This window comes from Pseudomonas sp. 2725 (assembly GCF_050434585.1).
GTDB lineage: Bacteria > Pseudomonadota > Gammaproteobacteria > Pseudomonadales > Pseudomonadaceae > Aquipseudomonas > Aquipseudomonas jessenii.
In genome coordinates, this window is the sequence record NZ_JBNDIV010000001.1 from 804,492 (window position 1) to 827,036 (window position 22,545).

Here is a 22,545-nt window from a genome sequence, read left to right on the forward strand (position 1 = left end):
GTTACACCGTGGCTCGACAATGGGCAGACGCCGGTTTGGTGGGGTTTCGCAGTCAGTTTCCCTGCCGCGAGGGGCAAACCGATCAAGAATGCCTCTATTCCAGCACCGGTTGCGCAAAAGCCTTGCGCACCGAATCGTGAGAGAACTCGTCGGCATGCTCCTGGACCCATTCGAGGGCCAGGGCCTGGATGTCCTGCAAGTCTTCGTGGGCCTCATGCAGGCGGCAGTAGCGTTCGATCTGGCACACCTGTTCGCCCATCCGGGCGCTGAACAGCGTTTGTTCATCGACGAAAGCGATGCCTACCAGATAACCGCGCTTGCGTCGCAGGCACCAGGCGACATAGCCCAGGTAGCGCATGTCCGGGTTCACGGTCGGCATGCGTACCTCCAGCGCCGTGCCGTGACGCCACGCACGGTGATAATTGCAAGCCATGCCCCCGAGACTGATAGTGTGCAGCTGTCGTCGCGAAAGACACTCAGGTTTCAGCAACGTTAATTCGACGGGCACATCGTCAGGGTGAGGAATGAATCGTCCCATGAACACAGACTCCATGTGTCGGCCATCTGACATTGTTCCTCCCAGTATAGTGGTCGAATTGGAACTGACCGATTTTGACGCCGACCAACGGCTGCTGGCGATGAGCGGTGTATCGCTGGTCATTTTCACCAGTGTCGGCTGCGCCAGTTGCCGTTTTGCCCGCGAGCAATTGCCGACACTCGACCTGGCAGTCGATCGACTGTGCTGGATCGATGCCGGCAACAACGGCGGGGTGGTCGAGCGTTATCAGGTTTTTCACTTGCCGGCGCTGTTTGTCGTTCGCGACGGTGAATTCTTTGGAGCACTGAAATCGCGCCTGACCGGCACCGAGCTCAATCGGGCCGTGCACCAGGCGCTGAGTCGAACAGCAGAGGAGTTGCCATGATGGGGACAGTTGCCAAGCCGACGATCGGCATTATCGGGACCGGCGCAATCGGCGGTTTCTACGGGGTGATGCTGGCACGTGCCGGTTTTGATGTGCATTTTCTGCTGCGCAGCGAGTTCTCCGCGGTGGCCGAGCATGGCTTGCGAGTCGATAGCGCGCCCCACGGTGTACTGATGTTGAACCCGGTGCAGGCCTATTCGGACGCGCAAGACATGCCACCTTGCGATTGGCTGCTGGTGGGCGCGAAAACCACCAGCAACGCCGACCTGGCACCTGCCATCCTGCAGGCGGCGGCACCGAACGCCAAGGTACTGCTGTTGCAAAACGGCCTGGACGTCGAAGACAGCCTGCGCGCGTTGCTCCCCGATTCGCTGCATGTGCTTGGAGGGCTCTGCTACATCTGCGTCCATCGCGAGGCGCCGGGTGTCATTACCCATCAGGCGCTGGGCGCGGTGCATGTGGGTTATCACAGCGGTCCTGCCGATGGGCCGGCACGCAGCGCAATTGTCGAGGAGGGCGTCGGGCTGTTTCGCAGTGCCGGCCTCGATTCCCAGGCCATGGCGAATCTGCATCAGGCGCGTTGGCAAAAACTGGTCTGGAATATCCCTTACAACGGTCTCTCGGTTTTGCTGGGGGCGAGCACTACACCGTTGATGGCCGATGCCGACAGCCGCGAGCTGGTCAAGGCGCTGATGGCTGAAGTGGTGCAAGGCGCTGTTGCCTGCGGGCACGACGTACCGGCAGGCTATGCCGAGCATTTGTTCATGGTGACCGAAAAGATGCCCGACTACTGGCCGAGCATGTACCACGATTATTTGCACAAGCGACCGCTTGAACTGGCCGCGATCTACGCCCGGCCTTTGGCGGCGGCGAAGGCAGCCGGGTGTGAGATGCCACGCATCGAGGCCTTGTATCGCAGTTTGAGTTTCATTGATCGACGCAATACCTGAGTCGACCGACCTGAGGGGGAAGGGCATGCCAAAGGCAATTGACGACAAGCTGGTGCTGGCGATTTCTTCGCGGGCGCTGTTCGACCTGAGCGAAAGCCACAAGGTCTACCTGTCGAGTGGTGTCGAGGCCTACCGGCAATATCAGATCGAACACGAAGACGAAATCCTCGAGCCCGGCGATGCCTTCCCGTTGGTGCAGAAACTCCTGAACCTCAACAACAGCCTCGGCCGCGCCCGGGTCGAGGTGATTCTGGTGTCGCGCAACAGCGCCGACACCGGGCTGCGGGTGTTCAACTCGATTGACCACTACGGACTGGCCATTTCCCGTGCGGCCTTTGTCGGCGGGCGCAGTCCGTATCCCTACCTCAAGGCCTTTGGCTGCGACCTGTTTCTCTCGACCCACGCTGAAGACGTGCGCAATGCACTGGACGCCGGGTTCGCGGCAGCGACCATTCTGTCGGGCGGTGCCAGCCGTGCGGCCAGCGACGAGTTACGCATTGCCTTCGATGGAGACGCGGTACTGTTTTCCGATGAGTCGGAACGCATTTATCAGGCCGGTGGTCTGGAGGCGTTCCAGGCCAGCGAGCGTGAGGCCGCCCGCGAACCGTTGCGCGGTGGGCCGTTCAAAGGGTTTCTCGCGGCCCTCAACCTGCTGCAGCGTGAGTTCCCGGAGGACACCTGTCCGATCCGTACCGCGCTGGTCACGGCGCGATCGGCGCCGGCCCATGAGCGGGTCATTCGCACGTTGCGCGAATGGGACATCCGTCTCGACGAGTCGCTGTTCCTCGGCGGCCTGACCAAGTCGGCCTTTCTCGAAGCCTTCGCGGCCGACGTGTTTTTCGACGATCAGGCCGGTCACTGCGAGTTGGCCCGAGAAGTCGTCGCCACCGGTCATGTGCCCCATGGCATAAGCAACGAGCAAAAGGTTTAAGCCCACCGTTCAATGCGTTGCGCGGGACGTCGTAGTCGCCAAGGCACTGCTAAGCTGAATCAAATCTCCGCCATGTTGGCAGTCGAGGAGGTCATATGATTCGTTCGATGCTGTATGCCACTGACCTTGGTCTGTACGCGCCCGTGGTGATGCAGCATGCCCTGGAACTGGCCAGGACCTTCAATGCCAGTTTGTATGTCGTGCATGCGGTTGAACCCATGGGGTTGTTTGCCGAATCGGTGCTGCAAAGTTATCTCGATGAACAGGCGCTGAACGAGTTTCACAGCCAGGGCCTCAATACGGTGATTGCCAGTATCGAGCAGCGGGTGCTCGACAGTTTTCGTGAGGAGTTGGGGGATGAAGGGGAGCACGACCTGGAGCGGATTCAGGCAGTACGGGTGCTGCAGGGCGATCCGTCGCAGGTGATTCTGGACCAGGCGCAGAAACTCTCCGTGGATTTGTTGATCGTAGGTAGTCACAGCCATGGTGCTGGTGCGGAAACGCCTCTGGGGCGAACCGCCGCCCGAGTGTTGCAACTGTCCAAGGTGCCGGTCTATCTGGTGCCGCTGGTGCAACGTCGTCGTCAAGGGGATCGCTAGAACACGAATAATGGCAATTTGATAAAAAAGTTCTAGATTTATTCTTCGAGCCATTAATATAGTTATATACCGTCGCTGATGCCCGTGGCGTCTACCTGCTTTGAGGGATTCATATGAAGCTTCAACAATTGCGCTACATCTGGGAAGTGGCGCACCACGACCTCAACGTTTCCGCTACAGCCCAAAGCCTTTACACCTCTCAACCGGGCATCAGCAAGCAGATCCGTCTACTGGAAGACGAACTGGGCGTCGAGGTTTTTGCCCGTAGCGGCAAGCACCTGACCCGTGTCACCCCGGCCGGCGAGCGCATCATCACCACCGCTGGCGAGATTCTGCGCAAGGTTGAAAGCATCAAGCAGATCGCCCAGGAGTTCTCCAACGAGAAGAAAGGCACCCTGTCGATTGCCACCACTCATACCCAGGCGCGTTATGCGTTGCCGCCGGTAATCAGCAATTTCATCAAGCAATACCCGGACGTGGCCCTGCACATGCATCAGGGATCGCCGATGCAAATCGCCGAAATGGCCGCTGACGGCACCGTGGATTTCGCCATTGCCACCGAAGCGCTCGAGCTGTTCGGTGATCTGGTGATGATGCCGTGCTACCGCTGGAACCGTTGCGTGGTCGTGCCTCAGGGCCACCCGCTGACCAAGCTGTCGAAACTGACCCTCGAAGCGCTGGCCGAATACCCGATCGTAACGTACGTGTTCGGTTTTACCGGCCGTTCGAAACTTGACGAAGCCTTCAGCCATCGCGGCCTGACGCCGAAAGTGGTGTTCACCGCCGCCGACGCCGACGTGATCAAGACCTATGTTCGCCTGGGTCTGGGCGTAGGCATCGTGGCCAAAATGGCTGTCGACACCAAGCTCGATAGCGACCTGGTGGTACTCGATGCCAGCGAACTGTTCGAGTCCAGCGTAACCAAGATCGGCTTCCGTCGCGGCACCTTCCTGCGGGGTTTCATGTGCGACTTCATCGAGAAGTTCGCGCCGCACCTGACCCGCGAAGTCATGGCCAAGGCCATTCAGTGCCACAACAAGCAGGAACTGGAAGAGCTGTTCGAAGGCGTCGAACTACCCGTTCACTGATAGCGTTTCCTGCCGGTCAAACCACCTCGGTGACAGCGAACTGTTGCCGAGCGCCCGCCACCATGATCTCCACCTCATCGCCCTCGAACTTGCCCAGCAGGCTTTTGCCCAGCGGTGAGCGCGGGGTGATGACGGTGATCAGTTGCCCCACCAGGTCGACCTTCAGCCCAGCGGCATCGGGGGCCAGAAACAGCCATTGTTCGCGCCCCTTTTCGTCCTCCAGCCCGAGCAGCGCGCCCACTTCGATGCCCCGCTGATCGTCATACGGACGCAGGGCGAGGTTCTGGCAGAGGCTCAGTGACTGGCGAATTTCCTCGACCCGCCTGGCTTGCCCGGCCGCGAGATACGAAGCCTCCAGTCCCAGGGTGTCGTACTTGTTCTCGGCGATGTTTTCTTCAAGGGTCGCCGTTTCGTAAGCGGTTTGCGCGGCCCGTTCGGCGATGTCGAGATCGATCCGCAGCCGGTCGAGAATCAGTTGGTGGACAGTGTGTTTATTCATGATCAATCGCAGAATTGCAGGACGTTGGCGCGGCTTTTTTCGCTGGGTGCAGTCCGGTCCTGTTGCAGCCAGAACTGACAGCTTGGGCTGGACAGGTTGCGACTGCTGCTGCGGGCCTGATCGAGCCGTTGCTGCTGCTCGTTCTTGCGCAGGTTTTCTTCGTATTGCTCGAACAGCGGGCTCTGTAGCGGAATGTTCGGCAGCGGTTGAGCCACTGCGGGTGGTTGGGCCAGCTGCTCAACCGCCGCCGCGACCGGGGCGAGTTGCTCGCTGAAAAGCAGGCGCGACGCGAGCCAGCAGGTCAACACAATGGCAATGAACCCGAGCCACATGCCGAGGGCGATACTGCCGGTCAGTTGCAGGGCGCTGAGGCTGATCGGGAAGGATCGGCGCGGAGTGGGGCGGTGGGGCATGGTTGCCTCCTGGCGAAAGGTCACTGGCGAGTGGCGATTGTCGCATGAAGAATAATCGCCGTCGGCTCTTCTGCACGGGGTAATTTATGCGGACAATCGGCGCCTTTGCCAACGGGAGCCTGGAATGCCTGAAATGAAAACCCGCTGGGATATTTTTTGCACCGTGGTCGACAACTTCGGCGACATCGGCGTGACCTGGCGACTGGCCCGGCAACTGGTGGCCGAACATGGGCTGGCGGTGCGTCTATGGGTCGATGACCTGCGAGCGTTCGAGCGCCTGTGCCCGGAAATCGACATCCATGCTCCCAGGCAGTTGCAGCAAGGCGTCGAAGTGCGCCAATGGCCAGCCGAGTGGCAACCGACCGAAGCCGCCGATGTGGTGATTGCTGCTTTTGCCTGCCAATTGCCGAGCGCCTATATGGACGCCATGGCCGAACGGGAGAAGACGCCGCTGTGGATGAACCTGGATTACCTGAGCGCCGAGGACTGGGTCATCGGCTGCCACGGTTTGCCCTCGGTGAAGTACAAAAACGTGCAGAAGTTCTTCTTCTTCCCGGGATTTCAGAAGGGCACCGGCGGACTGCTGCGTGAGCGAGGGTTGCTGGAACGGCGTCGGCAATTTCAGCAAAACCCGCAGGCTCAAAGAAAATTCCTGCAAGGCTTGGGAATTGATCCTGCGCCCGGCGCGCAGCTGATCTCATTGTTTGCCTACGAAAACACCGGTCTGGCCAGTTGGCTTGATGCAATGGCCGGCGATTCTACTGCCACTCATCTGCTGGTGCCGGAAGGGCGGATTCTCGGCGACGTCGAGCGTTGGCTCGGTGTACAGGGTTTGGCGGCCGGTGCCGTGCATGTGCGTGATGCCTTGACCGTGCAAGTGCTGCCATTCGTCCGCCAGGACCAGTACGACCGGTTGCTGTGGTGCTGCGATTTCAATGCCGTGCGCGGCGAAGATTCCTTTGTGCGCGCGCAATGGGCTGGCCGGCCATTTCTCTGGCATATCTACCGGCAGGAAGAAGACATCCACCTGGACAAGCTCGAAGCCTTCCTCGAACTCTATGTGAAGGGGTTATCTGCGCCTGCGCGGGAGGCGATCAGCGGTCTCTGGCGGGCGTGGAACGCCGGTGAAAAAATGGCCGACCACTGGCAATTCACTCGTAAACACTGGCCAGAGCTGGAAAAACACGCCGAGGCGTGGTGTCTGGAGCAGGCATTGCAGGCCGATCTTGCCACGGCGCTGGTACAGTTTTATGGAAATTGGATATGATACGCGGCCTAGATTTTTGTAAATCCCATCCAAATTCGGATATTCGCAATGAAAACTGGTAAAGAACTGAAACCCGGGACCGTGATTCGTCTCGAAAACGATCCTTGGCTGGTTCAGAAAGCTGAATTCACCAAGTCCGGTCGTAACAGCGCGATCATGAAGACCAAGCTGAAAAACCTGCTGACCGGTTACAAGACCGAGATCGTTTACAGCGCCGACGACAAACTGGACGACGTAATCCTCGACCGCAAAGAAGCGACCCTGTCCTTCATCAGCGGCGACACCTACACGTTCATGGACACCACCGACTACACCATGTACGAGCTGAACGCTGAAGACATCGAAGCCGTTCTGCCTTTCGTTGAAGAAGGCATGACCGATGTTTGCGAAGCGATCTTCTTCGAAGAGCGTCTGGTTTCCGTAGAGCTGCCGACCACTATCGTGCGTCAGGTTGACTACACCGAAGGTTCCGCTCGCGGCGACACTTCCGGCAAGGTGATGAAGCCTGCCAAACTGAAGAACGGTACCGAGCTGTCGGTTGCTGACTTCATCGAAATCGGCGACATGATCGAGATCGATACCCGCGAAGGCGGTTCCTACAAAGGCCGTGCCAAATAAGCACAGCTTCAGGAATGAAAAAGCCCGACCATTGAGTCGGGCTTTTTTTTTTGCCTGAAACACTCCACCCTCTGTAGGAGCGAGCTTGCTCGCGATGGCGTCCGACCATTCAACAAAGATGTTGCCTGACAGTCCGCTATCGCGAGCAAGCTCGCTCCCACAGTTTTTATTTCAGGTGTTCCTTGAGCACTTGCGAAGCCTGCAGCATCGCCGAACGCACCGCTGGCACCTGGCTCACCACGTTGAGCAAACCGTAGTCGTGGATCAGGCCGTTGTAGCGAACCGAGGTCACCGGCACACCGGCCTCGTCCAGCTTGCGGGCGTAGGCTTCGCCTTCGTCGCGCAATACGTCGGCCCCGGCGGTCTGCACCAGCGCTGGAGGCAATCCTTTCAACTGGGCGGTGGTTGCGCGCAGTGGCGAGGCGTAGATCTCGTTCCGTTGCTTGGCGTCGGTGGTGTAGTTGTCCCAGAACCACTTCATCATGTTTTTGGTGAGGAAGTGCCCTTCGGCAAACTGGTTGTAGGACGCGGTTTCGAAGTTGGCATCAGTCACCGGCCACAACAGCACCTGGAACCTGATCGCCGGTGTGCCCTTGTCCTTGGCCATCAGCGCAACCACAGCCGCCATGTTACCGCCGACACTGTTGCCGGCTACCGCCAGGCGCTGGCCATCGACGTTGATCTCTTTGCCGTGCTCGGCCACCCATCGGGTTGCGGCGTAAGCCTGGTTGATCGCCACCGGGTAATGCGCTTCCGGCGACGGCGTGTAGTTCACGAATACGGCCGCGGCACCCGAACCCGTCACCAGGTCACGCACCAGCCGCTCGTGGGTCGGGAAGTCCCCCAGCACCCAGCCACCGCCGTGGAAGAACATGAACACCGGCAGCTCGCCCTTGACCCCGGCCGGCCGGACGATGGTCAGGCTGATCGGTTGGCCGTCGACTTGAATGGTCTTCTGGCTGACATCGGCTTTTGGCAGCGTCAGCTTCACCCCGGCCTGCGCGCCCACCAGCACGGCGCGGGCCTCGGCGGGCGTCATTTGCTCCATCGGCTTGCCGGTTCCGGCGTTGAGAACGTCGAGGAACGCCTGGGTGTTGTGTTCAACCCCGGTACCTGCGAACGCGTTGCTGATGGACAAGGCGAGAAGGGTACCGGTCAAGACTTTGCTGAAAGTGTTCATGTTCGTTTCCTGTTCGGGCCTGGGTAGTCAGCGCTTAGACGGTTACGTGCAGACGCACATCGACGTTGCCACGGGTGGCGTTGGAGTACGGGCAGACCTGGTGGGCCGCATCGACCAGTGCTTGAGCATCGGCTTGTTCAAGACCCGGCAGGCTGATGTGCAGGTCGATGTCCAGGCCGAAGCCGCCAGGGATCTGGCCGATGCCGACATGAGCGGTGATCGAAGCGTCGTTAGGAATGCTGCGCTTGGTCTGGCTGGCCACGAATTTCAGGGCACCGATGAAGCAGGCGGAGTAGCCGGCAGCGAACAGTTGCTCCGGGTTGGTGGCTGCGCCGCCGGCACCGCCGAGTTCTTTGGGCGTGGCGAGCTTGACGTCGAGGATGTTGTCGCTGGAAACCGCACGACCGTCACGGCCACCGGTGGAAGTTGCGATTGCGGTGTAGAGAGTTTGCATGGTGAAAGCCTCGTTCAGGGTTTTGTTTGTTTTGCGCTAAATGTTTGCGCGCTAAGTAAGTGCGAAATAAATGTATCGCGCTAATGTTTGGCGCGCAAGATAAATTTTCAAGGAAATTTGAAAAAAGACGCAAGGCTGTGAGGTGGTTTAGGTTGAAAGTATTGAGCTAGAGGTATCGAGGGGGATTTTCAGCGGGTTTTTTTCTGGGGAGGGTGGCGAACCCGGTTTTCTGGTGGGCCGCAGAGCCGCTGTGGGAGCGAGCTTGCTCGCGATTGCAGTCTCACATTCAGCAATGATGCTGACTGATACACCGCCATCGCGAGCAAGCTCGCTCCCACAAGGGATTTGTGGTGGTTTGGAGACTAGAGGCTATCTTGCAGGTGGCGACGCAACTCCTGCAGTTCCGCCTGCAGGTTTTTCAGGCGCTCCAGGGTCATCCCGCTGGCGCCGAGGATGCATTGGGGAATGTCCCGGGCCTTGTCGCGCAACGCCCGGCCCTGTTCGGTGAGTTCGACGATCACCACCCGCTCATCTTCGCGGCTGCGGGTTCGGCTGAGCAGGCCTTCGGCTTCCAGGCGCTTGAGCAGCGGCGTCAACGAGCCAGGATCGGTCAGCAACCGCGTGCTGATTTCACCTACGGTCAAACCGTCCTTTTCCCACAACACCATCATCGCCAGGTATTGCGGGTAGGTCAGGCCCAGCGCTTGCAGCAAGGGTTTGTAGACCTTGGTCATCATCAGCGAAGTGGAATGCAGGGCGAAGCACGCCTGATTGTCCAGCAGCAGGTTGTCGCAGTTGTCCGGGGTGTTGCGCTCGGTGGTCATGTCGAAGCCTTGATCTGTGATCTGAAGAATCTAGCGGGCGAGTCTTTAATGTGCCAGATAATTTTGATCAGTGCCGTTGCAAATGGGTTTGCAGCACCAGGTCCCAGGGCGGAATCGGGCTGAAGCGGGTTTTCAGGTACTCCAGCAACAAGCGACTGCGGGAGTTTGGCTGCTGTTCCAGGCGCAAGGCGTAGATGCCGGCGCTTTCCGGTTTCGGCAGACCGCTGTCGCAGAACAGCGGCAGCAACTCACCCCGCAACAGGTATTCGCTGGCCAGCCAGGTCGGCAGGTGCGCGATACCCAGTCCGGCCAATGCACCGCACACCAGCGCCTCGGCATTGTTGGCGCTCATGCGGATCCGCGCCGGCCGGTGCAACTGCATTTGCCCGTCGCGCTCGAAACGCCAGGCGAAGGGCGGAGCCAGGCCATCCCAGTCGAGTCCGTCGTGTCCAATCAGCTGTGTCGGCTCGGTCGGCACGCCGCGACGCCGCAAATAATCAGGGCTGGCGCAGGCGATACGCACCATGCTCGCCAGTGGCGTGGCCACCAGCCGGGTATCGGCCAATTGCCCGGCGCGCAGCACCAGATCGACCTTGCCGAGGTTCAGGCCCTGCATGTCGACGAAGCTGTCGATCAAGTGCAGTTGCACATCGAGCCCGGGGTAGAGCATCAGGAAATCGGCAATCACCGGTGCCAGGTGCCGGCGACCAAAGGCTGCCGGCGCATCGATACGAATCAGGCCTTCCGGCGCGCTGCTCAGGGACACCGCCTCGGCCCGGGCCAGGCGCAGTTCGGCGACGATCCGCCGTGCGCGCTCGGCAAAGGCCAATCCTGCCGGCGTGGCGCGTACCGCATGCGTGCTGCGCAGGAACAGCTGACTGCCGACCGCGCTTTCCAGGCTGTCGATACGCCGTGCCACGGCCGAAGGGGTTAGCGGATGACGGCGCGAGGCGGCGGAAAAACTGCCGGTTTCCAGCACATCGAGGAACAAGGCCAGTTGGTCGGTCAGTTGATTGGGGTTCATGGCAGGTTTGTGCTTGTGCGAATTTGGCACAGCCATTGTGCGTTGCTATGCGTTTCCGTGCCAGAAGCAACTGCGTAGGATCAAAGGCCTGACGGCAACGGGGAAAATGCTGTGATTGAGTTCTTGATGTATCTGGTGTTCGGCGCTGCGTTGGGCACGCTCGGCGGTTTGTTTGGCATCGGCGGCGGCCTGATCGCCATTCCGCTGCTGGGCGTGCTGTTCGGGCTCGATCAGCAGATTGCCCAAGGCACCGCGCTGGTGATGGTGGTGCCGAACGTGATGCTGGCGCTGTGGCGCTATCATCAGCGCATCCGGATCGAACTGCGTCACGCGTTACCGCTGGCCATCATGGGGTTTTGCTTCGCCTGGCTCGGGTCGATCTGGGCGGTGGGCATTGATGCGCAAACCATGCGCATAGGCTTTGTTGCGTTTCTGATCGCACTCTCGGCGTACAACCTCGTTCGCATGTTCGCCGCCAGCGCTCCGCCGGCTTCGCAGATGAACTACTCATGGCCCTGGCTGGGCCTGCTTGGCGCTGCATCCGGCACGATGGGCGGGATGTTCGGCGTGGGGGGCGCGGTGGTGGCGACACCGGTGCTGACCAGCCTGTTCGGCACGAGCCAAGTGGTTGCGCAGGGGCTGTCGTTGGCGCTGGCCTTGCCGAGTACGGGGGTGACGCTGGTGACTTACGCCGCGCACCATCAGGTCAGTTGGGTGATCGGCTTGCCCTTGGCGGTCGGTGGGCTGATGAGCATCAGTTGGGGCGTGAAGGTTGCCCACGCATTGCCGGAGCGGCTGCTGCGCGGGCTGTTTTGCGGGTTCCTGGTGTTCTGTGCGGTGATGCTCGCCTTCAAAGTTTGAAGCCTTCGATGATGTGCTCGGCCAGGCACTCGGTGATGGGTGACGGGTTATGCAGATTGCGCACGAGCATGATGCTGGCCTCGGGCAGCAGCGGCAGGTCCTGGGCCTCACCAAGGATGCGCATGTCCGCGGTGATCAGGCTTTCAAGTTGCGCCGTGACGGCCAGGCCGGCGCTGACCACGGCCATGATCGCCGACAGGCTGTCGCTGTTGTACGCCACCCGGTAATCGCGCCCCCGGGCATCCAGGGCATTGCAGGCCCACAGGCGGCAGAAACAATCACTGTTGAACATTGCCAGTGGCAGCGGCGTCTGCTCATGAGCGCTGTAGCATTGCGCTTCGGCCCAGACAAAACGTTCCTTGCGCAACAACTGGCCGATTTCGCTGCCCGGTTCACGGGTCACGATGGACAGGTCGAGGTCCTGGCGCATCAACAGTTGTTTGGATGATTCGCAGTGCACTTCTATCTGAATCAGCGGGTAAGACTGGGCAAACCGGCGCAGAATCCCCGGGAGGAACCGCATCACATAATCGTCCGGCGTGCCGATACGCACCGTGCCGACCATGTCGGGCTCACGCAAGGTATTGAAGACCTCACTGTGCAGCTTGAGGATCCGCCGCGCATAGCCGAGCAATACCTGGCCTTCGGCCGTCAGCCGCACCTGCCGCCCGTCGCGCTGGAACAACTGGCGCTGTAGCACATCTTCTTCCAGTCGTTTCATCTGCATGCTGACGGCTGACTGGGTGCGGTTGACGATTTCGCCGGCGCGGGTAAAGCCGCCCTGGTCGGCGATGGCGACGAAGGTGCGCAACACTTCGGTATCGATACTCGGGTAGGCGGACATCCATCAATCTCCGAGATATGTGACATCAGAAACATTCGTTGGATTGATCTTAGACCCGGCGCGAGACTGGAGCCATCCAAACGGAGGGCAACAAGATGAAAGGTCAACACGAGTTCCAAGGATCAGAAAAACACTCGATTCACGTGATATCCGATCTGCTGCACAAGGTCGGCCGCTGGTACGAATTGCATCGCGAGCGCGAATTGCTGGCGAGCTTGAGCGACGAAGCACTCAAGGACATCGGCATGAGCCGTGCGGATGTGGAGAACGAGTCGATCAAGCCGTTCTGGAATGACCCGATGCATAAATGATGAATGCCACGCTACACAAACCCCTTACCGGTGAGGTAGGTTGCGAGCAGACAAGGAGGCACCCATGCCCGCAACGTTGTCCTTTACCCTCAAACAGGCTCGGCGTCTGGCGCTGGCCGCCCAAGGGTTCAACGGGCGGTCGCCGCCAGCGGCGATCAAGGCTGTTGCGCTCAATCGCCTGATCGAACGGCTGGGCATTTTGCAGATAGATTCGGTCAATGCATTGGTGCGCTCGCACTACCTTCCGCTGTTTTCCCGCCTCGGTAACTACTCCTCCGATTTGCTCGACCAGGCTGCCTGGAGTCAGGGCCGGCGCCGCACGTTGTTCGAGTATTGGGGCCATGAAGCCTCGTTGTTGCCACTTTCCATGTACCCGTTGATGCGTTGGCGCATGCAGCGTGCGAGCCGTGGCGAAGACATTTATCAGCAGCTGGCGCGCTTCGGTCGTGAGCAACAGGACACAATTCGCCGGGTGCTGGCCTCGGTCGAGGAGCAGGGCGCGCTGGGGGCCGGCAGCCTGTCGACCCGTCAGGAACGGGCCGGCCCCTGGTGGGACTGGAGCGCGGAAAAGCATGCGCTGGAATGGTTGTTCGCTGCCGGTGAAGTGACCGTTGCCGGACGGCGCGGATTCGAAAGGCTCTACGATCTGCCGGAGCGGGTGATTCCCTCGGCGGTGCTTGCGCACCCCGTCCTGAGTGAAGACGAGGCCCAGCGCGGCCTGTTGCGGCATGCGGCGATGGCCTTGGGGGTCGGTACGGAGAAGGATTTGCGTGACTATTTCCGCTTGAACCCTGCGGACAGTCGTCCACGTTTGGCCGAGTTGGTCGAGGCCGGGGAATTGCTGACCTGCGAAGTGCAGGGTTGGCGACAACCGGCCTATTGTCTGCCCGAGCCGAAAGTGCCGCGTAAAGTCGTGGCCAGTGCCTTGCTTTCGCCGTTCGATTCGCTGATCTGGGAACGCAGCCGGACCGAGCGCCTGTTTGATTTCCGCTATCGGCTGGAGATCTACACGCCGCCGGACAAACGGGTGTACGGCTATTACGTCCTGCCGTTTTTGCACAACGAGCAGATTGCCGCACGAGTCGATCTGCGCGCCGAACGGGGGGCGGGCCGTTTGGCGGTGCATGCGGTGCATGAGGAGGAGGCAGGGCTGGATGACGAGGGGATGGTGGCGTTGGCGGTCAATCTGCGGCAGATGGCGGATTGGCTGGGGCTGGCACAGGTTCAGCTGAATTGCCCGCGGGCGAGTGCGGCGAGGTTGCGGGTGGCACTGGCACAGATTGAGGGTGGCTGAGCTGGCCTCTTCGCGAGCAAGCTCGCTCCCACAGGGGAGCGCGGTCCAATGTGGGAGCGAGCTTGCTCGCGATGGCGGTCTATCAGAGAAGCAAAATCTAGCGCCGAACCTGCTTCAAGGTTTCAGCAATCAAAAACGCCAGCTCCAGCGACTGATCGGCATTCATCCGCGGGTCGCAGTGGGTGTGGTAGCGATCCGACAAGCCATCTTCGGTGATCGGGCGCGCTCCACCGATGCACTCGGTCACGTTCTGCCCGGTCATTTCAATGTGGATACCCCCGGCATAACTGCCTTCGGCTTCGTGTACCTGGAAGAACTGCTTCACCTCGCCAAGGATCTGCGCAAAGTCGCGGGTCTTGTAGCCGCTGCTGGCCTTGATCGTGTTGCCGTGCATCGGGTCGGAACTCCACAGCACCTGCTTGCCTTCGCGCTGGACGGCGCGGATCAGCTGAGGCAAGTGATCGCCGACCTTGTTCGCGCCCATACGCGCGATCAGGTTCAGGCGACCCGGATCGTTCTGCGGGTTGAGCACGTCGATCAAGCGAATCAGGTCGTCCGGGTTCATGCTCGGGCCGACCTTGACCCCGATCGGGTTGTTCACCCCGCGCAGGAATTCGACGTGGGCGCCGTCCAGCTGACGGGTGCGATCGCCGATCCACAGCATGTGGGCCGAGCAGTCGTAGTAGTCGTTGGTCAGGCTGTCGCGACGCACGAAGGCTTCTTCGTAGTTCAGCAGCAGCGCTTCGTGGGCGGTGAAGAAACTGGTTTCGCGCAACTGCGGCGAACTGTCCATGCCGCAGGCGCGCATGAATGCCAGGGTTTCATCGATACGGTCGGCCAGGTGGCTGTACTTTTCCGCCAGCGCCGAGTTGGCAATGAAGTCCAGGTTCCACTTGTGCACCTGGTGCAGATCGGCAAAACCGCCCTGGGCAAATGCACGCAACAGGTTCAGGGTGGCGGTGGACTGGTGATAGGACTGCAGCAGGCGTTCCGGGTCCGGCACGCGGCTTTTTTCGTCGAAACCGATACCGTTGACGATGTCGCCACGGTAGGCGGGCAAGGTCACGCCATCGATGGTTTCGTCATTGGCCGAACGGGGCTTGGCGAACTGCCCGGCCATGCGCCCGACCTTGACCACCGGACAGCCGGCGGCAAAGGTCATCACGATCGCCATCTGCAACAACACCTTGAAGGTGTCGCGGATTTTCGCCGCGGAGAATTCGGCGAAGCTTTCGGCGCAGTCGCCACCTTGCAACAGAAACGCGCGACCCTGGGTCACCTCGGCAAACTGACGGCGCAACTCCCGGGCTTCACCGGCAAACACCAGTGGCGGATAGCTGGCCAGGGTCTGCTCGACCTGCTGCAGATGCGCGGCGTCGGGGTATCGGGGTTGTTGCTGGATCGGCAGGGCGCGCCAGCTGTCAGGGCTCCAGGGTTGGCTCATCACGGTCTCTAGTGTTTTCGCTCGGACGTCCATGTTATCAGCAAATTAGTGCGTGACCTGTTCCTGTCGCTTCGCCGACAATCTCGCCTTTGCCGCTCTCTACACGCGGTGTTATTGCGTTGCCGGCCCCGGTGACGATCAGGAGATGAAATGACTGAGGAGCGCGTCGAGCATCTGCTCGCCGAGGTACAGGACGAGTTCGGCGTGATTCGTGTGCTGGAAGTGGCCGATTACCGTTTTCTCGAGTTCGGTGATGCCATCGAGCAAAGCTGCGTGTTCACGGCCGATCCGAGCTGGCTCGAGTACGACTACACCCGGGCGATGCTGATTGGTGCGCTGTGCCACCAGCAACCGGAAAGTGCGCTGTTTCTCGGCCTCGGCGCCGGGACACTGACCCAGGCCTGCCTCAAGTTCCTGCCGCTGGAAGATGTCGAAGCCATCGAACTACGCCCGGACGTACCGCGCCTGGCTATTGAATATCTGGGGCTGGATGACGATCCGCGCCTGTACATCCGCGTTGGCGATGCGCTGGAACTGCTGGACACCGCTGAGTCGGCCGACCTGATTTTCGTCGACCTTTATACCGATGTCGGTCCGGGTGTCGGTCATCTGGCATGGAGCTTTCTGGAAAACTGCCAGAAGCGATTGAATCCGGGTGGCTGGCTGGTCATCAATCAGTGGGCGACCGACGATGGCAAACCCCTGGGCGCCGCCTTGTTGCGCGGTTTGTATCACCGACATTACTGGGAGCTGCCGGTGAAGGAGGGCAACGTGATTCTGATCGTGCCGTCGGAGCTGGACCAGGATCTGGACATGGACGGCCTGATCGCCCGCGCCGAAGCGCTGGCGCCGCGGTTGGGGTACTCGCTGGATTCGTTGATCAAGGCGATTCGCCCGGCTACCTGAGTTGTCATCGATGGCCCCATCGCGAGCAGGCTCGCTCCCACATTTGACCGCGATCCCCTGTGGGAGCGAGCTTGCTCGCGATAGCTTTCTTACTGGCAATACAAGGCTAAACCCCTTTGAACACGCCCGGCCGCCGCTCCACCATCGACCGCACACCTTCCTTGACGTCCTCGGTAGCCATCAACTTCTTGACTAGCTGCGGCAACGCCTGTGCCGCCGCGGTTTCCCCTTCATACCGGGCCTGTCGCGCAGACATCAGCGTCGCCTGCACCCCAAGCGGTGCCTGACGGGCGATCCGTTCGGCCAGTTCAATCGCCCGGGGCAGCAAGTCCTCACTGGCCATGACCTCCTGCACCAGACCCAAGTGCAAGGCATCACGGGCGTCGAATTCATCACCGGTCAACAACCAGCGCATGGCATTGCCCCAGCCGGCCACTTGATGCAGGCGCAGGGTCGCACCGCCGAACGGGAAGATTCCGCGTTGCACTTCCATCTGCGCGAACCGGGTGTTGCTGGCGCACAGGTTGATGTCGGCGGCCAGCATCAATTCGATGCCGATGGTCAGGCAGTAGCCCTGGGCGGCGACGATTACCGGTTTGCTGACCCTGGGACCTGCGAACACCGCCCACGGATCACAGCCGCCGGGTGGAACCTGCCAGCCATCTGTCAGTGTGACGCTGGCATTGACCAGGTCGAGCCCGGCGGTGAAGTGTTCGCCATGAGCGAACACCACCGCCACCCGCGCCTCGCTGTCGGCTTCGAACTCGCCATAGGCCAGGCTCAACGCGTTGAGCAGGTCGAGATCGAAGGCATTGCGCTTGGCCACCCGATCCAGACCGATCAGGAACACATGACCATGCCGTTCGCGGCTGACTCGACTGGAGCTGGGCTGATTCATGGAGCGGTCCTCGGGGTGGGAAAGGCGTGCCAGACCGGCGGTCTGCACGGTAAAGGGTGAACCGTTTTAGCGCCATCACCCGCAAGGCCGGGCCTTTGAAAAATAGACGGCTGACCGATTATTCGCAAAGCCTGTTACACAACGGTGTATCCGGTGGATCTCCGATAAAAAAAGCTCCCTTTTTGGGCGAATTCCGGTATAGTGCGCGCCGGCCTTTAACCGGGCCGCGTTTAGGTAGCGCAATTCCCCGAAGCCAGCTTCGGCTGCACGTCCGCCCAGCGGACTCTTCCTTGACGATTCTTTTCATTCATTCGTTTTCGCAAATCCCCGCCGACAAAGCTGCCAGGGCGACTCTTGAGTCTCAACACGGCATGTGCAGCTTTGGAGCATGGGTCTTTGCGGATGCACTTAGAGGCAGACCCATGACCCAGGAAATCGGCGGCTTCGCCGCTCTTGAACTTCATCCAAATATTGTCGCTGCAGTAGTCGCTACCGGCTATGAAGAGCCTTCGGCCATTCAGCAGCAGTCGATCCCGATCATTCTCGCCGGTCACGATATGATTGGTCAGGCGCAAACCGGTACCGGTAAAACCGCTGCCTTTGCCCTGCCAATTCTGCACCGCATTGATCCGTCCAAGCGCGAGCCGCAAGCTCTGATCCTGGCCCCAACTCGTGAGTTGGCGCTACAAGTTGCAACCGCTTTCGAAACCTACGCCAAGCAAATGCCGGGCGTGACTGTTGTGGCTGTCTACGGCGGCGCGCCGATGGGCCCACAACTGAAAGCAATCCGTAATGGCGCACAAATCGTTGTCGCCACTCCGGGCCGTCTGTGCGACCACCTGCGTCGTGACGAAAAAGTACTGGCGACCGTGAACCACCTGGTTCTCGACGAAGCCGACGAAATGCTCAAGCTGGGCTTCATGGACGACCTGGAAGTTATCTTCAAGGCCATGCCGGAAACCCGTCAGACCGTACTGTTCTCGGCTACCTTGCCTCAGTCGATCCGTGCCATCGCCGAACGCCACCTGCGCGATCCGAAGCACGTCAAGATTCAGAGCAAGACCCAGACCGTTACCGCGATCGAGCAGGCTCACCTGCTGGTTCACGCTGACCAGAAGACTTCGGCCGTTCTCAGCTTGCTGGAAGTGGAAGATTTCGACGCCCTGATCATGTTCGTGCGCACCAAGCAAGCGACCCTGGATCTGGCCAGTGCCCTGGAAGCCAAAGGCTACAAAGCCGCTGCGCTGAACGGTGACATCGCCCAGAACCAGCGTGAGCGCGTGATCGACTCCCTCAAGGATGGCCGTCTGGACATCGTTGTGGCGACCGACGTTGCCGCTCGTGGCCTGGACGTTCCGCGCATCACTCACGTGTTCAACGTTGACATGCCGTACGATCCAGAGTCCTACGTTCACCGTATCGGTCGTACCGGCCGTGCCGGTCGCGAAGGTCGTGCACTGCTGCTGGTGACTCCGCGTGAGCGCCGCATGCTGCAAGTGATCGAGCGTGTAACCGGTCAAAAGGTTGCTGAAGTTCGCCTGCCGGACGCTCAAGCCGTTCTGGATGCGCGCATCAAGAAGCTGACCAACAGCCTGTCGCCGCTGGTGGCTGAAGCCGAATCGACCCACGGTGATCTGCTCGATCGCCTGACCGCCGACATCGGTTGCAGCCCGCGTGCCTTGGCCGCAGCCCTGCTGCGCAAGGCTACCAACGGTCAAGCGCTGAACCTGGCCGCTATCGAGAAAGAGCGTCCACTGGTGCCGAACAATGCACCGCGTGGCGATCGTCCAGAGCGTTCCGGTGATCGTCCTGAGCGTGGTGACCGCGAGCGTCGCGCTCCGATGCCACTGGGCGAAGGTCGTGCACGTTGCCGTACCGCGCTGGGCGCGCGTGACGGTATCGCCGCCAAGAACCTGCTGGGCGCCATCCTCAACGAAGGTGGCCTGGCGCGTGAAGCGATCGGTCGCATCCAGGTGCGTGACAGCTTCAGCCTCGTCGAGCTGCCGGAAGATGGTCTGGAGAAGTTGCTGACCAAGCTGAAGGACACTCGCGTTGCCGGTAAGCAGTTGAAGCTGCGTCGCTACCGCGAAGATTGATCCGCTCTCGGGCTGATTGATCGAACATAAAAAATCCCCGACTGGTTCGGGGATTTTTTTTGCCTGCAGTTCAAGTCCGGCTGAAGAGTGGCGGTGGCCCCTTCGTGAGCAAGCCCGCTCCCACAGGCGACCGCGTTACTTCAGAAAGAATGCGATCAAATGTGGGGGCGGGCTTGCTCCGGGCGGCGTTCCGACGAAGGTCGCGACGAGGTCTGTCTGTCAGCCGAAGCGGTAAATATCCATGCCCAGCGCCCCCATGGTGAACCCTTGGTGAGCAACGCTGAACTGCCCGCCAGCGGCGCGGGCAAAGTACAACGGCAACAAGTGCTCATCACTCGGATGATTGCGTACAGCGTTTGGCGCCTGCGCGCGATAGTCGTGCAGCGCGGCTTCGTCGTTCGCTGCGAGTTTGTCGATCATCCAGTCGCGAAACGCCAGGGCCCAGGGCTCAACGCTCTCGGGGCCGGCATGCCAGTCCAGTTCCCGCAGGTTGTGAGTGATGCTGCCGGAGCCGATCAGCAGGACGCCATGCTCGCGGAGGCTGGCCAGCGCGTGGCCAACACGGGTCTGCAGGGCGGGACCGCCACGGGTGGGCAATGAGACCTGGACAATCGGGATGTCTGCCAGCGGATACATCAGCGATAAAGGCACCCAGACGCCATGGTCGAAAGGCCGATTGCTGTCGATACGTGCAGCAAAGCCAGCGGTTTTCAATAGTTCGGCAACCTCGGCGGCGAGTCGTGGGTCACCGGGAGCCGGGTACTGGACTTCGAACAGGGCTTTGGGAAAGCCGCCGAAGTCATGCCAGGTTTCCGGTTGTGGATTGCCGCTGACCAGCAGCTCATTGCTTTCCCAGTGCGCGGAAACAATCACGATGGCCTTGGGCTTCGGTATCTCGGCGGCCAGGCGGGCAAGTGCCGGCCCGCTGGCGCCGGGTTCCAGGGCGAGCATGGGGGAGCCGTGGGATATGTACAGGCTGGGGAACATGAATGAGCTCCTGAGAGTTAAGATGCAACATCTTCAGTCAGATCATTAATCTAAATCTAATATAAGTTTTAGAGTGTTTTGATCGAATTTTCGGGGTTATTTATGCAGCCGGAGTTTTGGCACAAGAAATGGGCGGCGAACCAGATCGGCTTTCATCTGCCGCAGGTGAACCCTCATCTGAAGCGGTTCTGGCCGGCGTTAAGCCTTGAAGAAGGCACACGCGTGTTGGTGCCGTTATGTGGAAAAAGCCTGGATTTGCTATGGCTCGCCCATCAAGGCCATGAGGTCTTGGGGGTCGAACTGTCGGAAAAAGCCATCGAGGAGTTTTTCAGCGAACATGGCTTTGATCCGGCCATCAGTGAGCAGGGGCCGTTCAAGGTTTATCGGGCAGGTTCCATTGAGCTGTGGTGCGGCGATTTCTTCGAGCTGACGGCAGGCGATGTGGCCGACTGCTCCGCGCTTTATGATCGCGCGGCGTTGATCGCGCTGCCGGCGGAAATGCGAGAGCGCTACGCCGCCCATTTGAAGCGGATATTGCCGAAGGAGTCCCACGGCCTGGTGATTACCCTGGACTATGACCAAGCGCAAATGTCCGGCCCGCCGTTTGCTGTGCTCGATGATGAGGTGCGGCGGTTGTTCGGGGACTCATGGGCGCTGAAGATCCTGGAAGATCAGGATGTGTTGAGCGAGAGCGGGAAATTCCTGGAGGCGGGTGTCACGCGGCTTGAGGAGCGGGTTTATCGGGTTTCCAGTCGGTAATAGTGGCTGGCTGTACTGGCCTCATCGCGAGCAAGCTCGCTCCCACAGTGAATTTGTGTGCGACTCAGAACCTGTGTGGGAGCGAGCCTGCTCGCGATGAGGCCAGAATGAGCACCGCGGCAATCTGCAGATAAAAAAAGGCCCGCATCGCTGCGGGCCTTTTGCTTTGCTGTGGGGTGTATCAGCCCCGACGACGAGCCAGAGCGTCGATGCGCTCTTCCAGCGGCGGGTGGCTCATGAACATGCGAGCGAAGCCTTGCTTGATGCCACCGTTGATGCCGAAGGCGTTCAGGGTGTCGGGCATGTGCACCGGCAGTCCTTGTTCCGCCCGCAGGCGTTGCAGGGCGCCAATCATCGCGGCGGTGCCGGCCAGGTTTGCACCGGCTTCGTCGGCACGGAATTCACGCTTGCGCGAGAACCACATGACGATGGCGCTGGCCAGGATGCCCAGAACCAGTTCGGCGAAGATGGTCGCCACGTAGTAGGCAATACCCTGGCCTTCTTCGTTCTTGAAGATCACCTTGTCGACGAAATTGCCGATGATCCGTGCGAAGAACATCACGAAGGTGTTCACCACGCCCTGGATCAACGCCAGGGTGACCATGTCACCATTGGCCACGTGACCGATTTCGTGGGCCAGGACGGCTTTCACTTCATCCGGCGAGAAGCGCTCGAGCAATCCCTGGCTGACCGCGACCAATGCGTCGTTCTTGTTCCAGCCGGTGGCGAAGGCGTTCGCCTCGTAGGCCGGGAAGATACCGACTTCGGGCATCTTGATCCCGGCTTCGCGAGACAGTTGCTCGACGGTTTGCAGCAGCCATTGCTCGTGACGGGTGCGTGGCTGGGTGATGATCTGGGTGCTGGTGCTCATCTTCGCCATCCACTTGGAGATGAACAGCGAGAACAGCGAACCTGCGAAACCAAAGACCGCACAGAAGATCAGCAGCTGATTGAGGTTGAGGTCAACCCCATTGGCCGCCATGAACCCGTTGAAGCCGAAAAGGCTCAGGGTGATGCTGGCAATCAGCACGACCGCCAGGTTAGTGGCCAAGAACAGCAGGATGCGCATCATGGTTGTAGAAATCTCCTCATGCTAAAGATGTGGCGTACTGCGGGGTATATAAGGTGCTGCACCGGGGTATTCAACCGGGTGACTATTTCAAACTGTGTCCTACGGCAACAGTCTAGCTGCTTGCAGGGTATTTCCGACAAGTATGCGGGAAGTGTTTGTCAGTCAATTCATGTCGAAGGCCCCGCCTTTGTTAGGCGCGAGCAGGCAAGGCGCGATCCGGCAGCGGTCAAGGCGACTGTCAGTGGCGCAATGCAAACAAATGTTGCCGGATGAATCACCGTGCGACGTTCGGGAACGTCGCAC

25 protein-coding genes are annotated in these 22,545 nt (G+C 60.2%); 13 read left to right on the plus strand and 12 right to left on the minus strand.

Annotation, left to right across the window (positions count from 1 at the left end; all coding sequences use genetic code 11):
• Window positions 1–94: 94 nt before the first annotated feature.
• Complete coding sequence (locus ABIE16_RS03775; RefSeq protein ID WP_079246728.1) at window positions 95–538, minus strand: PilZ domain-containing protein; 444 nt, start codon at window positions 536–538, stop codon at window positions 95–97.
• On the opposite strand from ABIE16_RS03775, the gene ABIE16_RS03780 reads away from it, so the two are divergent.
• The 5 genes from ABIE16_RS03780 to cysB all read left to right on the plus strand — a co-directional run bounded on the left by ABIE16_RS03780 (window position 537) and on the right by cysB (window position 4,491).
• Window positions 537–923, plus strand: a complete 387-nt coding sequence (locus ABIE16_RS03780; RefSeq protein ID WP_057713808.1) for a thioredoxin family protein — start codon at window positions 537–539, stop codon at window positions 921–923. The two genes, ABIE16_RS03775 and ABIE16_RS03780, sit on opposite strands and share 2 nt — an antisense overlap.
• Window positions 920–1,873 carry a putative 2-dehydropantoate 2-reductase gene (locus ABIE16_RS03785; protein ID WP_429520585.1) on the plus strand — a complete coding sequence of 318 codons (954 nt, stop codon included), beginning with the start codon at window positions 920–922 and terminating at the stop codon, window positions 1,871–1,873. Before ABIE16_RS03780 ends, ABIE16_RS03785 begins: the two co-directional genes overlap by 4 nt.
• Window positions 1,874–1,898: 25 nt before the next feature.
• Window positions 1,899–2,804 (plus strand): 5'-nucleotidase, encoded by a 906-nt coding sequence (locus ABIE16_RS03790; protein WP_046043378.1) that lies wholly within the window; start codon window positions 1,899–1,901, stop codon window positions 2,802–2,804.
• A gap of 95 nt (window positions 2,805–2,899) precedes the next feature.
• Window positions 2,900–3,403, plus strand: coding sequence for a universal stress protein (locus ABIE16_RS03795; RefSeq protein WP_056727114.1), 504 nt, complete (start codon window positions 2,900–2,902; stop codon window positions 3,401–3,403).
• A 113-nt stretch (window positions 3,404–3,516) separates the two neighbouring features.
• Window positions 3,517–4,491, plus strand: a complete 975-nt coding sequence (cysB, locus tag ABIE16_RS03800) for an HTH-type transcriptional regulator CysB (protein ID WP_015094029.1) — start codon at window positions 3,517–3,519, stop codon at window positions 4,489–4,491.
• Window positions 4,492–4,507: 16 nt separating this feature from the next.
• Here the strand turns inward: cysB and ABIE16_RS03805 are convergent, their stop codons facing one another.
• Both ABIE16_RS03805 and ABIE16_RS03810 read right to left on the minus strand, forming a co-directional pair.
• Window positions 4,508–4,990 carry a GreA/GreB family elongation factor gene (locus tag ABIE16_RS03805; RefSeq protein ID WP_429520586.1) on the minus strand — a complete coding sequence of 161 codons (483 nt, stop codon included), beginning with the start codon at window positions 4,988–4,990 and terminating at the stop codon, window positions 4,508–4,510.
• Between the two features lie 2 nt (window positions 4,991–4,992).
• Window positions 4,993–5,403: a hypothetical protein gene (locus ABIE16_RS03810; protein WP_429520587.1), complete on the minus strand. Its 411-nt coding sequence runs from the start codon at window positions 5,401–5,403 to the stop codon at window positions 4,993–4,995.
• 124 nt (window positions 5,404–5,527) lie between these two features.
• On the opposite strand from ABIE16_RS03810, the gene earP reads away from it, so the two are divergent.
• Both earP and ABIE16_RS03820 read left to right on the plus strand, forming a co-directional pair.
• Window positions 5,528–6,670, plus strand: a complete 1,143-nt coding sequence (earP, locus tag ABIE16_RS03815) for an elongation factor P maturation arginine rhamnosyltransferase EarP (protein ID WP_429520588.1) — start codon at window positions 5,528–5,530, stop codon at window positions 6,668–6,670.
• A 48-nt stretch (window positions 6,671–6,718) separates the two neighbouring features.
• Entirely contained in the window at window positions 6,719–7,288 is a 570-nt protein-coding gene (locus ABIE16_RS03820; protein WP_007943632.1) for an elongation factor P, read from the plus strand.
• Window positions 7,289–7,454: 166 nt separating this feature from the next.
• Here ABIE16_RS03820 and ABIE16_RS03825 read toward each other — a convergent pair whose 3' ends face one another.
• The 4 genes from ABIE16_RS03825 to ABIE16_RS03840 all read right to left on the minus strand — a co-directional run bounded on the left by ABIE16_RS03825 (window position 7,455) and on the right by ABIE16_RS03840 (window position 10,770).
• Window positions 7,455–8,468 carry an alpha/beta hydrolase fold domain-containing protein gene (locus ABIE16_RS03825; RefSeq protein WP_429520589.1) on the minus strand — a complete coding sequence of 338 codons (1,014 nt, stop codon included), beginning with the start codon at window positions 8,466–8,468 and terminating at the stop codon, window positions 7,455–7,457.
• A gap of 34 nt (window positions 8,469–8,502) precedes the next feature.
• On the minus strand, window positions 8,503–8,922 hold the full coding sequence (locus ABIE16_RS03830; protein WP_046031808.1) for an organic hydroperoxide resistance protein: 420 nt from the start codon (window positions 8,920–8,922) through the stop codon (window positions 8,503–8,505).
• A 362-nt stretch (window positions 8,923–9,284) separates the two neighbouring features.
• A complete protein-coding gene (locus ABIE16_RS03835) occupies window positions 9,285–9,746 on the minus strand; it encodes a MarR family winged helix-turn-helix transcriptional regulator (RefSeq protein ID WP_150812289.1) in 462 nt (153 codons plus the stop codon).
• A gap of 67 nt (window positions 9,747–9,813) precedes the next feature.
• Window positions 9,814–10,770 carry a LysR family transcriptional regulator gene (locus tag ABIE16_RS03840; RefSeq protein ID WP_429520590.1) on the minus strand — a complete coding sequence of 319 codons (957 nt, stop codon included), beginning with the start codon at window positions 10,768–10,770 and terminating at the stop codon, window positions 9,814–9,816.
• Window positions 10,771–10,881: 111 nt separating this feature from the next.
• Between ABIE16_RS03840 and ABIE16_RS03845 the strand changes: the two genes are divergently transcribed.
• Window positions 10,882–11,631 (plus strand): sulfite exporter TauE/SafE family protein, encoded by a 750-nt coding sequence (locus ABIE16_RS03845; protein ID WP_429520591.1) that lies wholly within the window; start codon window positions 10,882–10,884, stop codon window positions 11,629–11,631.
• Here the strand turns inward: ABIE16_RS03845 and ABIE16_RS03850 are convergent.
• On the minus strand, window positions 11,621–12,475 hold the full coding sequence (locus tag ABIE16_RS03850; protein WP_150812291.1) for a LysR substrate-binding domain-containing protein: 855 nt from the start codon (window positions 12,473–12,475) through the stop codon (window positions 11,621–11,623). The genes ABIE16_RS03845 and ABIE16_RS03850 overlap by 11 nt on opposite strands.
• A gap of 95 nt (window positions 12,476–12,570) precedes the next feature.
• Between ABIE16_RS03850 and ABIE16_RS03855 the strand changes: the two genes are divergently transcribed.
• Together ABIE16_RS03855 and ABIE16_RS03860 are read left to right on the plus strand one after the other, a co-directional pair.
• Window positions 12,571–12,786 carry a DUF1127 domain-containing protein gene (locus ABIE16_RS03855; protein ID WP_008049076.1) on the plus strand — a complete coding sequence of 72 codons (216 nt, stop codon included), beginning with the start codon at window positions 12,571–12,573 and terminating at the stop codon, window positions 12,784–12,786.
• Window positions 12,787–12,850: 64 nt separating this feature from the next.
• Window positions 12,851–14,080 carry a winged helix-turn-helix domain-containing protein gene (locus tag ABIE16_RS03860; RefSeq protein ID WP_429520592.1) on the plus strand — a complete coding sequence of 410 codons (1,230 nt, stop codon included), beginning with the start codon at window positions 12,851–12,853 and terminating at the stop codon, window positions 14,078–14,080.
• A gap of 97 nt (window positions 14,081–14,177) precedes the next feature.
• Here the strand turns inward: ABIE16_RS03860 and ABIE16_RS03865 are convergent, their stop codons facing one another.
• Window positions 14,178–15,524 (minus strand): class II 3-deoxy-7-phosphoheptulonate synthase, encoded by a 1,347-nt coding sequence (locus ABIE16_RS03865; protein ID WP_150759484.1) that lies wholly within the window; start codon window positions 15,522–15,524, stop codon window positions 14,178–14,180.
• A 150-nt stretch (window positions 15,525–15,674) separates the two neighbouring features.
• Here ABIE16_RS03865 and ABIE16_RS03870 point away from each other — a divergent pair, with 150 nt between their 5' ends.
• Window positions 15,675–16,430, plus strand: coding sequence for a spermidine synthase (locus tag ABIE16_RS03870; RefSeq protein ID WP_223532603.1), 756 nt, complete (start codon window positions 15,675–15,677; stop codon window positions 16,428–16,430).
• Between the two features lie 106 nt (window positions 16,431–16,536).
• Here the strand turns inward: ABIE16_RS03870 and ABIE16_RS03875 are convergent, their stop codons facing one another.
• Window positions 16,537–17,328 carry a crotonase/enoyl-CoA hydratase family protein gene (locus tag ABIE16_RS03875; RefSeq protein ID WP_090457063.1) on the minus strand — a complete coding sequence of 264 codons (792 nt, stop codon included), beginning with the start codon at window positions 17,326–17,328 and terminating at the stop codon, window positions 16,537–16,539.
• A 422-nt stretch (window positions 17,329–17,750) separates the two neighbouring features.
• Between ABIE16_RS03875 and ABIE16_RS03880 the strand changes: the two genes are divergently transcribed.
• Window positions 17,751–19,424 carry a DEAD/DEAH box helicase gene (locus ABIE16_RS03880; protein ID WP_007973525.1) on the plus strand — a complete coding sequence of 558 codons (1,674 nt, stop codon included), beginning with the start codon at window positions 17,751–17,753 and terminating at the stop codon, window positions 19,422–19,424.
• A gap of 219 nt (window positions 19,425–19,643) precedes the next feature.
• On the opposite strand, the gene ABIE16_RS03885 is transcribed toward ABIE16_RS03880, so the two are convergent.
• Window positions 19,644–20,411, minus strand: a complete 768-nt coding sequence (locus ABIE16_RS03885; RefSeq protein WP_150812295.1) for a DODA-type extradiol aromatic ring-opening family dioxygenase — start codon at window positions 20,409–20,411, stop codon at window positions 19,644–19,646.
• A 102-nt stretch (window positions 20,412–20,513) separates the two neighbouring features.
• On the opposite strand from ABIE16_RS03885, the gene ABIE16_RS03890 reads away from it, so the two are divergent.
• Window positions 20,514–21,170, plus strand: coding sequence for a thiopurine S-methyltransferase (locus tag ABIE16_RS03890; protein WP_340313493.1), 657 nt, complete (start codon window positions 20,514–20,516; stop codon window positions 21,168–21,170).
• A 181-nt stretch (window positions 21,171–21,351) separates the two neighbouring features.
• Here the strand turns inward: ABIE16_RS03890 and htpX are convergent, their stop codons facing one another.
• Entirely contained in the window at window positions 21,352–22,242 is an 891-nt protein-coding gene (gene htpX, locus ABIE16_RS03895; RefSeq protein WP_007973520.1) for a protease HtpX, read from the minus strand.
• Window positions 22,243–22,545: the final 303 nt, after the last annotated feature.

Bases quoted from the DNA above. Each gene is read 5' to 3' on its own strand.
- ABIE16_RS03825 (WP_429520589.1), bottom strand. From the start codon at position 8,468: ATGAACACTTTCAGCAAAGTCTTGACCGGTACCCTTCTCGCCTTGTCC.
- ABIE16_RS03775 (WP_079246728.1), bottom strand. From the start codon at position 538: ATGGGACGATTCATTCCTCACCCTGACGATGTGCCCGTCGAATTAACG.
- ABIE16_RS03780 (WP_057713808.1), top strand. From the start codon at position 537: ATGAACACAGACTCCATGTGTCGGCCATCTGACATTGTTCCTCCCAGT.
- ABIE16_RS03855 (WP_008049076.1), top strand. From the start codon at position 12,571: ATGAAAGGTCAACACGAGTTCCAAGGATCAGAAAAACACTCGATTCAC.
- ABIE16_RS03865 (WP_150759484.1), bottom strand. From the start codon at position 15,524: ATGAGCCAACCCTGGAGCCCTGACAGCTGGCGCGCCCTGCCGATCCAG.
- htpX (WP_007973520.1), bottom strand. From the start codon at position 22,242: ATGATGCGCATCCTGCTGTTCTTGGCCACTAACCTGGCGGTCGTGCTG.
- ABIE16_RS03840 (WP_429520590.1), bottom strand. From the start codon at position 10,770: ATGAACCCCAATCAACTGACCGACCAACTGGCCTTGTTCCTCGATGTG.
- ABIE16_RS03885 (WP_150812295.1), bottom strand. From the start codon at position 20,411: ATGTTCCCCAGCCTGTACATATCCCACGGCTCCCCCATGCTCGCCCTG.
- ABIE16_RS03850 (WP_150812291.1), bottom strand. From the start codon at position 12,475: ATGTCCGCCTACCCGAGTATCGATACCGAAGTGTTGCGCACCTTCGTC.
- earP (WP_429520588.1), top strand. From the start codon at position 5,528: ATGCCTGAAATGAAAACCCGCTGGGATATTTTTTGCACCGTGGTCGAC.
- ABIE16_RS03820 (WP_007943632.1), top strand. From the start codon at position 6,719: ATGAAAACTGGTAAAGAACTGAAACCCGGGACCGTGATTCGTCTCGAA.
- ABIE16_RS03810 (WP_429520587.1), bottom strand. From the start codon at position 5,403: ATGCCCCACCGCCCCACTCCGCGCCGATCCTTCCCGATCAGCCTCAGC.
- ABIE16_RS03890 (WP_340313493.1), top strand. From the start codon at position 20,514: ATGCAGCCGGAGTTTTGGCACAAGAAATGGGCGGCGAACCAGATCGGC.
- ABIE16_RS03875 (WP_090457063.1), bottom strand. From the start codon at position 17,328: ATGAATCAGCCCAGCTCCAGTCGAGTCAGCCGCGAACGGCATGGTCAT.
- ABIE16_RS03880 (WP_007973525.1), top strand. From the start codon at position 17,751: ATGACCCAGGAAATCGGCGGCTTCGCCGCTCTTGAACTTCATCCAAAT.
- ABIE16_RS03805 (WP_429520586.1), bottom strand. From the start codon at position 4,990: ATGAATAAACACACTGTCCACCAACTGATTCTCGACCGGCTGCGGATC.
- ABIE16_RS03790 (WP_046043378.1), top strand. From the start codon at position 1,899: ATGCCAAAGGCAATTGACGACAAGCTGGTGCTGGCGATTTCTTCGCGG.
- ABIE16_RS03870 (WP_223532603.1), top strand. From the start codon at position 15,675: ATGACTGAGGAGCGCGTCGAGCATCTGCTCGCCGAGGTACAGGACGAG.
- ABIE16_RS03835 (WP_150812289.1), bottom strand. From the start codon at position 9,746: ATGACCACCGAGCGCAACACCCCGGACAACTGCGACAACCTGCTGCTG.
- ABIE16_RS03795 (WP_056727114.1), top strand. From the start codon at position 2,900: ATGATTCGTTCGATGCTGTATGCCACTGACCTTGGTCTGTACGCGCCC.
- ABIE16_RS03860 (WP_429520592.1), top strand. From the start codon at position 12,851: ATGCCCGCAACGTTGTCCTTTACCCTCAAACAGGCTCGGCGTCTGGCG.
- ABIE16_RS03785 (WP_429520585.1), top strand. From the start codon at position 920: ATGATGGGGACAGTTGCCAAGCCGACGATCGGCATTATCGGGACCGGC.
- ABIE16_RS03830 (WP_046031808.1), bottom strand. From the start codon at position 8,922: ATGCAAACTCTCTACACCGCAATCGCAACTTCCACCGGTGGCCGTGAC.
- cysB (WP_015094029.1), top strand. From the start codon at position 3,517: ATGAAGCTTCAACAATTGCGCTACATCTGGGAAGTGGCGCACCACGAC.